Origin of the sequence: Actinophytocola sp. (assembly GCF_036002505.1) — a bacterium.
Lineage (GTDB): Bacteria > Actinomycetota > Actinomycetes > Mycobacteriales > Pseudonocardiaceae > DASYTH01.
In genome coordinates this window covers 1-9,241 of sequence record NZ_DASYTH010000327.1, presented here as the reverse complement: position 1 = coordinate 9,241, position 9,241 = coordinate 1, and the positions used below count along the sequence as shown (strand labels likewise).

The window sequence follows — 9,241 nt, the reverse complement described above, 5'->3', positions numbered from 1 at the left end:
ACCCCCGAGGAGGCTCAGCCCCCACACCCCCCTTTGGACGGAAAACCGGTGGCGGTGTACGCGGCCAGCTCGCTGGAGACGGTGACCGAGGGCGTGGACGCCACCACCTCCGCCCTGCTGATCGCCGTCCCGGTGCTCCTGGTGATCATCGGCGCGGCCTCCTGGCTCCTGGTCGGCCGCACCCTGCGGCCGGTCGAGGCGATGCGCCGGCAGGTCGCCGAGATCACCGCGGACGACCTGGACCGGAGGGTGCCCGAGCCGCCCGCCGCCGACGAGCTCGGCCGCCTCGCCAGCACGATGAACGCCATGCTCGCCCGGCTGCAGCGGGCCCACGAGCTGGAGCACCGGTTCGCCGGCGACGCCGCGCACGAGTTGCGCAGCCCGCTCGCCGCCATCCTCACCCAGCTCGAGGTCGGCCTCGCGCACTCGGCCGACACCGACTGGCTGGCGCTCGCCCGCTCCGTGCACCGCGAGGGCACCCGGCTGGACCGGCTCACCGACGAGCTGCTCACCCTGTCCCGCGCCGACGACCACCGCCCGTTCGAGCCGGTCGACCTCGACGAACTCGTACTGTCCGAAGTGGACCTCGTCCGGGCCCGTGGCCGGGTGTCGGTGGACCTCTCGGCGCTGTCCGCGGCCCGCCTCCCCGGCCGCCCGGAGGACCTCCGCCGGGTCATCCGCAACCTCCTCGACAACGCCGAGCGGCATGCCGCGTCGGTGATCACGGTCGGCCTCACCGCGGACACCTCGGTCGCCGAGCTGGTCATCGCCGACGACGGCGACGGCATCCCCGAAGCCGACCGCGACGCCGTCTTCACCCGCTTCCACCGCCTGCAACCCGCCCGGGACCGCGACACCGGCGGCGCCGGGCTCGGCCTGGCCATCGCCCGCGGCATCGTCGAGGCCCACGGCGGCCGGATCTGGACGGCGCCGGCCCCGGTCGGCGCCGACCTACACGTCCGGCTTCCCCTGCACGCCCAGCAATGACCCGCTGCGCTCGTCCGCCCAGATCGACCCGGCGTCCACATAGGGCCGCAGCAACGCGGTGAGCTCCGCGTCGCCCCGGTCGTTGAGCTCTTCCGAGGCGATCTTGCGCGCTGTTCCGGCCAGGTAGTCGGCCACCTGAACCCGTTCGTCCGACTGCGAGTCGACCATGCGCAGGCTCGCCAGCTGACCGCGGACCTCCTGGATGCCGGCAATGCGCCGCTGGGTCAACGCGGGTTGCTCATCGTGCACGATGGCCACCGGACGTCCGTCCGCACTCCAGTAGCTCACGGTTCGCACAATGGCCGGAATCAGCGGATCCAGCGCCCGAATCGAATGCGGATCGTCGAACAGCCGCGCGCGAAAGGCCTCCGCCTCCGGCCTGGCCTTGCGCAGGCGCTCCAGGATTCCGCCCAACCGTCCCGGCGCCACGGCCATAACCTCGACCAGGTCGAAGAAAACATCCTCCACCGCCGTCTGCGGTATTGGAGGACGTCTGTTGGGTCGCATCAGGTCGTTGGCCGCCTCGAGAAAGGCCTGCCACCGCGGCGCCGTGAACGTGCGCGGGCCCTCCTGGTGCACGGTGGCCGCCACCTCCTCACCGAGCAACACGTCCATGAGGTTGCCGATGAGGAAGAACGCCTTGTCCACAAGGTACACATGGGCAACGCCGTAGATCGGACCGTCCGGGCCGAGGAACCATTCGAGCACCGCCCGGTTTTTCTCCCGGAGCAGATGATTCGCCTTGTATTCCACCGCCGGAGAGGCGATCCGGCTCCGCGCTTCGAGCACGATCTCCGCCGCCGCCGCTCTGCTCAGGCACACCCCGGCGTGAGCGAACACGTCGGTGTTGCCACCGACGAGCTTCTCACCCTCCGACCCGGACTCGTCACAGGCGATCTCCCGGAGCATCGGCCCGATCGTCCCACCCACCCCCGACCAGCGTCGACCCGTTTTCCCGCCCGGTGGCCGAGGGAGGCCAGCCATGGCACAACCGTACGTGTTGGCGCCTCGCGTCGGCGTGTTGGCCCGCTGCGTCGCTGTGTTGGCCGCTCACGTCGCTGTGTTGGCCCATCACGAAGGCAGCAGCCGTCCTCAAGCCCGCCACCGGCCAACACACCAACGCCACAAGCCAACACGGCGACGCCAGAGGCAAACATGCGCGAGGACCGTCCCGGGACAGTGGCAACTGTTGACCGGATTCACTCGTCCGCATCCTTGCATTCACCCGTATGGCCGCTGATGCGGGAAACGATGCACGGTAGCGAGTTCCCAGGGCGTGACCGCGGGTTGAAACGGGTGAACAGGTGCGCCTATTGGGCGACCTGGGATTCGATGGAGGAGCCATTCTGCGGGCTCTGTCAAGCATTGATGATGGCGGGCGATGTTAACGTACGCGGTCTTTGTTACAACCCTTGCCCATTTCCGGAAAGGTTCATGATGCTTGTCCAGACCTTCCTCAGGCCATTCGAGAGACCCTGGCATCGCCGGGTGCGCCGTGCCGTCACCGTGCTGATCACCGGTGCGCTGCTGTGTGTGACGAGCGTGGTGGCGGTGGTCGCACCGGCACCCGCTGCGCCGGCGCAGCGGCTGGTCTATGTCGCCAACCTGCGCGGCAACTCGGTATCGGCCTACGACCCGGGCACGGGCACCGTCGTCGCGACCATCCCCGTCGGCAGTTTTCCTGAGGGGGCGGCCGTGTCGCCGGATGGCAACAGCGTCTATGTCACCAATAACGGGAGCAACACGGTGTCGGTCATCGACACCGGCACCAACACCGTGACGGCCACCGTCCCGGTCGGCCGGTTCCCGGGGCCGGTCGCCATTTCCCCGGATGGCACCCACGCCTATGTCGGCCGCTTCGTCGTCCCCGGTGTGGGTGGTGTCGACGTGATCGACACGGCGACGAACACGGTGACCGCGACCGTGCAGGTCGGTAATCAGCCCTTCGGTATCGCATTGACCCCCGACGGCGCCCGCGCCTATGTGGCCAACTTCGTCGGCAGCTCGGTCTCGGTCATCGACACCGGCACGAACACGGTCATCGCCACCATCACCGATGCCGCTGCCCGGACCCCGAGCAGTGTGGCGGTCACCCCGGACGGATCGCGCGCCTACACCGCCAACTTCAACGGCGACAACGTCTCCGTGATCGACACCGGCACCAACACGATCACCGCCCTCATTCCGGTTGCCGGTGGCCCGGGATCGGTGTCGATCACACCCGACGGCACGCACGCCTACGTGGCCAGCCAGAACACCAACACGGTCTCGGTGATCGACACCGCGACCAACGCCGTGACCGGCACGGTGCCCGTCGGCGCCACGCCGACCGGTGTGCTCGTGGACCCGGCCGGTGGCAGCGCCTACGTCACCAACGGCAACGGCAACACCCTGTCGGTGATCGACACGGCCACCAACGCCGTCACCGCCACGGTCCCGGTGGGCAACGTGCCCTTCGCCCTCGCGACCGCCACCGTCGCGCCCGCGGTCACCGCGCTCGACCCCGGCCACGGCCCGGAGGCCGGCGGCGGCACCATCACGATCACCGGCACCCACCTGGCCGGCACCGGCACCGTCCGGTTCGGCACCACCCCCGCCACGAACGTGAAGGTGATCAACGACTTGACCGTCACCGCGACCATCCCGGCACACCCCGACGGCACCGTCGACGTCACGGTCACCACCCCCGCCGGCACCAGCCCGGTGACCGCGGCCGACCGCTACACCTACGACAAACCGGCCCCGACCATCACCGCCCTGGCCCCGAACCAGGGCCCTGCGGCCGGTGGCACCCGGGTCACGATCACCGGCACCGACATGTCCGGCGCCTCCGCCGTGGCCTTCGGCACCGCCCCGGCCACCACCTTCACGGTGAACAGCGACACCTCGATCACCGCCACCGCCCCGGCCGGGAGCGGCACCGTGGACGTCACCGTCACGACCCCCGCCGGCACCAGCCCCGTGACGGCCGCCGACCGCTACACCTACACTCCGGACGGCACCCGCCTGACCGCGGAACCGGTCCTGTTCTCGATCACGCTTGGCCAGCTCACGCTCAACCTGAGGCTGTCGGCCACCCTGACCGACACCGTGACCGGACAACCCGTACCCGGCCAGACGATCACGTTCAGCGTGGGCGGCACCACCGTCTGCTCCGCGATGACCGACAGCCATGGCACCGCGACCTGCCAAGGGCTGTGCCCGGTCCTGGCGGCGCTGCTGAACCTCCGGTACACGGCCACCTTCGCCGGCACGCCCACCCTCGCACCGGCGACCGGAACCGCCCCGCTCATCCGAATCCTGTAAGGAGTTCCAACCGACCGATGCTGCCGCTGGACGGTCCAACCAATTGCCCGGCGGCAGCATCGCGCCCCACGGCTGTTTCAAGATCACCTGAGTGGTTGCTGTTGCTGATGGGACTGTAGTGACGCCAGGTACTCCAGTGGCTCGAAGTCGTGCGACGAAGGACGCTTTCCTCACGCTCAGCGTGACAAAGGACGCCTTCCCCGCACCCGTTCCACAGTGACACTGAGATGTCGCAGACTTCCAGCACCACCGGCACGCCACCGGCCTCGGGTAGCACCGCCTGAGGCGCTGCTCAAACGATCTTGAAACGGCCCTGCATCGCGCCTCATCGTGCCCAAACCGAATTGAGCTGATGGACCGCCGGCGCTCGGCGACGTCATGGCGCGGTTCGATGTCCTGAAGGGTGGTTCAGGGGGTCAGTGCCGCGGCTCGGGCGGCGAGGCTCCGGATGGTCGTCCAGTCGCCGGCGGCGATCGCGTCGGCGGGGGTGAGCCAGCTCCCGCCGACGCAGGCCACGTTGGGCAGGGCGAGGTAGTCGGGCGCGGTCTCCGGGGTGAGGCCACCGGTCGGGCAGAAGCGCAGACCCGGTAAGGGTGCGGCGACCGATCTGAGGTAGGCGAGGCCGCCGGCCGCGGTGGCGGGGAAGAACTTCAGCTCGGTGAAGCCGTGCTCGAGCAGGGTGAGCATCTCCGAGACGGTGGCGGCGCCGGGTAGGCACGGCAACCCGCTGGCGGTCATGGCGTCGAGCAGGCGCGGCGTGCATCCCGGGCTGACCACGAAGCTGGCGCCGGCCGATGCGGCCTCCTCGAGTTGTGCCGGTGTGGTGACGGTGCCGACGCCGACGCTGATCCCGGGCACCTCGTCGGCAATGCGCCGGATCGCGTCCAGCGCGGCCGGGGTGCGCAGGGTGACCTCGATGACCGCCACCCCGCCCGCGACCAGCGCCCTGGCCACCGGCACCGCGGTCCCGGCGTCGTCGATCACCGCGACCGGGATGACCGGGGATATGTCCAGCACTGAGCCCACGGCGGGCCCTCCTCAGATGTCGTGGTCGAACACGGTCGCCCCGTGGTCGGCCGGACCGACCGCGTGCCGGAACATGGCGAAGAGCTCGCGCCCGGTACCGGTGCCTGGTGAGCGCACACCGCCGGCGACCGGTCGTGCGGTGAACTCGGCGGCGTCGACCAGCACGTCCAGCGTCCCCTGCTCGGCGTCGAGGCGCAGTGGATCGCCGTCGCGGATCCGGGCGATCGGACCGCCGGCGGCGGCCTCCGGGGTGAGGTGGATCGCGGCCGGCACCTTGCCGGACGCGCCGGACATCCGCCCGTCGGTGACGATCGCGACGTCGTGCCCCCGGTCCTGCAGCACGCCCAGCGCGGGGGTGAGCCGGTGCAGCTCGGGCATGCCGTTGGCCTGCGGCCCCTGGTAGCGGATGACCGCGATCAGGTCGCGTTCGAGCTCACCGGCGTGGAACGCGGTGAGGAAATCGGCCTGGTCGTCGAACACCCTGGCGGTGGCCTGGACGACGTGATGCTCAGGCCGGACCGCGGAAACCTTGATGACGCTGCGCCCCAGGTTGCCGGTGAGGATGCGCAGCCCGCCGTCCGGGGCGAACGGGTCCGCCACCCCGCGCAGCACCCGCTTGTCGTGGCTCTGCGCCGGTCCCGGTCGCCAGACCAGCGTGCCGCCGTCGAGCGCGGGTTCGTCGCGGTAACCCTCGTCCAGGGTGCTGCCGGTGACCGTGCGGGTGTCCGGGTGCACCAGGCCGGCCTCGAGCAGCTCGCTGATCAGGTAGGCCATGCCACCCGCGGCGTGGAAATGGTTCACGTCGGCCGTGCCGTTCGGGTACATCCGGGTGAGCAGCGGCACCACACCCGACAGCTCGGCGAAATCGTCCCAGCGCAGTTGGATGCCGGCGGCCGCGGCCATGGCCACCAGATGCAGGGTGTGGTTGGTCGATCCCCCGGTGGCGAGCAGCGCCACCACGCCGTTGACCAGGGCCCGCTCGTCAAGCAACTCACCGATCGGCCGGTAGGACTCCCCCAGCGCGGTCGAGCCCGTGACCGCCTGCCCGGCGGCCACGGTCAACGCGTCCCGGAGCGGGGTGCCCGGGTTGACAAAGCTCGCACCCGGCAGGTGCAGGCCCATCACCTCCATGAGCAGCTGGTTGGAGTTCGCCGTGCCGTAGAAGGTGCACGTGCCGAGGCCGTGGTAGGAGGCGGCCTCGGCCTCGAGCAACTCCTCCCGCCCGGCCTTGCCTTCGGCGTGCAGCTGGCGGATCCGGCTCTTCTCCGCGTTGGGCAGGCCGGAGACCATCGGCCCGGCCGGCACGAAGACCACCGGCAGGTGCCCGAAGGACAGCGCGCCGATCACCAGACCGGGCACGATCTTGTCGCACACCCCGAGCATCAGCGCGCCGTCGAACATGTCGTGCGCGAGTGCCAGCGCGGTGGCCATGGCGATGACGTCCCGGCTGAACAGCGAGAGCTCCATGCCGGCCCGGCCCTGCGTGATCCCGTCGCACATGGCCGGCACCCCACCGGCGAACTGCGCGATGCCGCCCGCCTCGGCCACGGCGCGCCGCAGCTTCCGGGGATAGTCGTCGAACGGTTTGTGCGCGGACAGCATGTCGTTGTAGGCCGACACGATCGCGATGTTGGGCTTCCTCGACGTGCGCAGCGCCACCTTGTCGGCCGGCCCGGCGGCGGCGAAGCCGTGCGCCAGGTTGGCGCAGCCGAGTCCGGCGCGGGCCGGGCCCGGGGACCCGGCCGCGCGGATCCGGCTCAGGTAGGCGGTCCGGGACTCGGCACTGCGGGCCGCGACGCGATCGGTCACCGCACGTAAGACCGGATGCGGGTCGATCATGGCGTCCCTCTTCAGCTCGGCAAGCAGATGCCGGACAACACCAGGCTAGGCACGCCGGAATGACCGATACTCGAGTCTCGCTGACCCCGTCCTAACCCGGTTACTCCGCTCCCCGGGCGCGCAGGCGGCGTTTGCCCTCGTGCATGGCCTGGACGCGGGCGATCGGGATGGTGTGGCCCTCCTCGATCAGGTCCGCGGGCAGGGTCTGCGGCGCCGGCATGGTTTCGGCCCAGGGGTCGCGGTCGCCGAGGAGGTCGAGGGCGGTGTGGATGGTGAAGTCGGCGGGTTTGGCCGAGTCCAGGGTGTCCCAGGTGAGGGGGAAGGACACCGGCACGCCGGGGCGCACGCGGGGGCTGTAGGCGGCGACCACGGTGGCGCCGCCGGCGCGGGTGGAGTCGACGAAAACCTTGCCGGCGCGGTCTTCCCGGATGAACGCGGTGGTCGCTATGGCCGGGTCGAGGCGTTCGGCGCGGGCGGCGATGGCCCGGGTGGCGGCGGCGACGTCGTGGCCGGGGTGCGGGGTGATCGGGACGAAGATGTGCGCACCCTTGGCACCGCTGGTTTTCACCGCGCCGGCGAGCCCGATGTCGGTCAGCGCCTGCCGGACGAGGTTGGCGGCGGCGACCACGGCGGCGAACCCGGCATCCTCGGGTGGGTCGAGGTCGAGCACCAGGTGCGTCGGGTGCTCCCAGTCGTCCGCGTGGACCAGCGTGGGGTGGTACTCGATGGCCCGCTGGTTGGCGAACCACAGCAGGGTGCGGCGGTCGTCGCAGAGCGCGTAGGAGACCTCGCGCTTGGACGTCTCCGCCCAGATCGCCACGGTGCGGATCCAGTCCGGGGTGTACTTCGGCACATTCTTCTGCATGAACGGGCCCTGACCCGGGCGGATCCGCATGACGGTCAGCGGCCGGCCGGCGAGCTCCGGGACGATCCGGCCGGCCACCGCGTCCAGGTAGTCCACCAGGTCCCGTTTGGTCGCGCCGGCCTCATCGAACAGCGATGATCCGAGGCTGCTCAGCTCCACCCCGTCCCGCACCTCATCAGCGGCCATCCCCTTATCCTGCACTGAACAGCGTGAGCTGCAGGCCGTCGGGGGCGGAAAGCCGGACGTTGACGTCGTGCCACGGGGTCACGGCGGGTGGGGCGAGCTGGGTGGCGCCGGCGCCGGTGAGCACCTGGGCGGTGGCGGCGGAGTCGGCGACCCTCAGCGCCACCCGGATCGGGCCGGCGACCCGGCGGCCCACCTCCACCTGGTCGACGAACGCCGCGTGGGTCTCGTCGAGCAGCTCCAGGGTGGCCCGCCCGGCGTCGAGCGCGCACCCTCGGCCGTTCTCCCCGTCCCAAACGCCTACCACCGGCAGGCCGAGCGCGTCCCGGTAGAACGCGAGCGCCGCCGGGTAGTCGGCGACGGTGACGGCCAGGCGCAGCTCGCTGACCGGATTGTCCTGTGTCATCGGCGCATGGTGCCATGCTCAGTGGTACTCGGAGATCCGGCGGCTCATCCCGACGGTCGCGCCCACGACCACCACACCCATCAGCAACACGACGCCCAGGCCGGTCCACTCGAGAGCCTCCCGGGCACTGTGGGCGCTGGTGGCGAGGCGTTCGGTGGCCTGGTCGAGCAACTCGCCGACCTGTTCGTCGAACCTCCGGGACAGGTCAGCGATGTGACCGCTCAGCAGGGCGACCGCCTCCGCGGTGTGACCGGCCCGGTCGAGGTCGCGGAGCTGGAGGTGCGCACCGAGCCAGTCCTGCAGATTGGCCGACACGCCATTGACGGCGTCCCGGGTTTCCGGTTGCGGCACCAGGGTCGGCACCCGGACGAAGGCGGTGGTGAGCACGGCCTTGTTGTGGTCGTAGAAGCCGACGAACTCGTCGGCACCGTTGTCGTGCGTGATCACGATCATGGCCTCGTCGGAGCGGGCCTGCAGCCCGGCGGCGCGGACCGCGGCCAGCACCTCGATCTGGGCCGTGCCGTCCTGACGGCTCGCCTCGCTGTGGCTGGCCGCGAGCGTCGAGGCGACGGCGAGCCAGGTGACGGCGGCGAAGGCGGCGGCAGTGGCCACGAGCAGGTACAGGTTGA

Annotated in this window: 8 protein-coding genes; 2 read left to right on the top strand and 6 right to left on the bottom strand. The window is 70.7% G+C overall.

Going from position 1 to position 9,241, the window contains the following annotated elements; translation table 11 throughout:
• The coding region (locus VGR06_RS28605; protein WP_327562252.1) for a sensor histidine kinase at positions 1 to 987 on the top strand (987 nt) is incomplete at its 5' end.
• On the opposite strand, the gene VGR06_RS28600 is transcribed toward VGR06_RS28605, so the two are convergent.
• The gene (locus VGR06_RS28600; protein WP_327562251.1) at positions 952 to 1,896 is read right to left on the bottom strand and encodes a hypothetical protein; all 945 of its coding nucleotides are present in this window, start codon (positions 1,894 to 1,896) and stop codon (positions 952 to 954) included. The genes VGR06_RS28605 and VGR06_RS28600 overlap by 36 nt on opposite strands.
• A gap of 579 nt (positions 1,897 to 2,475) precedes the next feature.
• On the opposite strand from VGR06_RS28600, the gene VGR06_RS28595 reads away from it, so the two are divergent.
• Positions 2,476 to 4,293, top strand: coding sequence for an IPT/TIG domain-containing protein (locus VGR06_RS28595; protein ID WP_327562250.1), 1,818 nt, complete (start codon positions 2,476 to 2,478; stop codon positions 4,291 to 4,293).
• A 408-nt stretch (positions 4,294 to 4,701) separates the two neighbouring features.
• Here the strand turns inward: VGR06_RS28595 and eda are convergent, their stop codons facing one another.
• The 5 genes from eda to VGR06_RS28570 all read right to left on the bottom strand — a co-directional run.
• Entirely contained in the window at positions 4,702 to 5,310 is a 609-nt protein-coding gene (gene eda / locus VGR06_RS28590) for a bifunctional 4-hydroxy-2-oxoglutarate aldolase/2-dehydro-3-deoxy-phosphogluconate aldolase (protein ID WP_327562253.1), read from the bottom strand.
• Between the two features lie 21 nt (positions 5,311 to 5,331).
• Positions 5,332 to 7,158 (bottom strand): phosphogluconate dehydratase, encoded by a 1,827-nt coding sequence (gene edd / locus VGR06_RS28585; RefSeq protein ID WP_327562249.1) that lies wholly within the window; start codon positions 7,156 to 7,158, stop codon positions 5,332 to 5,334.
• A 100-nt stretch (positions 7,159 to 7,258) separates the two neighbouring features.
• Positions 7,259 to 8,209 carry an ATP-dependent DNA ligase gene (locus VGR06_RS28580; RefSeq protein WP_327562248.1) on the bottom strand — a complete coding sequence of 317 codons (951 nt, stop codon included), beginning with the start codon at positions 8,207 to 8,209 and terminating at the stop codon, positions 7,259 to 7,261.
• Positions 8,210 to 8,213: 4 nt separating this feature from the next.
• Positions 8,214 to 8,612, bottom strand: a complete 399-nt coding sequence (locus VGR06_RS28575; protein ID WP_327562247.1) for a VOC family protein — start codon at positions 8,610 to 8,612, stop codon at positions 8,214 to 8,216.
• 18 nt (positions 8,613 to 8,630) lie between these two features.
• Positions 8,631 to 9,241: hypothetical protein (locus VGR06_RS28570; protein ID WP_327562246.1), on the bottom strand; the 611-nt coding region annotated here is incomplete at its 5' end.

What these genes read in the sequence shown, in the direction of transcription:
- VGR06_RS28575 (WP_327562247.1), bottom strand. Translation starts at nt 8,612, where the DNA reads ATGACACAGGACAATCCGGTCAGCGAGCTGCGCCTGGCCGTCACCGTC.
- VGR06_RS28600 (WP_327562251.1), bottom strand. Translation starts at nt 1,896, where the DNA reads ATGCTCCGGGAGATCGCCTGTGACGAGTCCGGGTCGGAGGGTGAGAAG.
- VGR06_RS28580 (WP_327562248.1), bottom strand. Translation starts at nt 8,209, where the DNA reads ATGGCCGCTGATGAGGTGCGGGACGGGGTGGAGCTGAGCAGCCTCGGA.
- edd (WP_327562249.1), bottom strand. Translation starts at nt 7,158, where the DNA reads ATGATCGACCCGCATCCGGTCTTACGTGCGGTGACCGATCGCGTCGCG.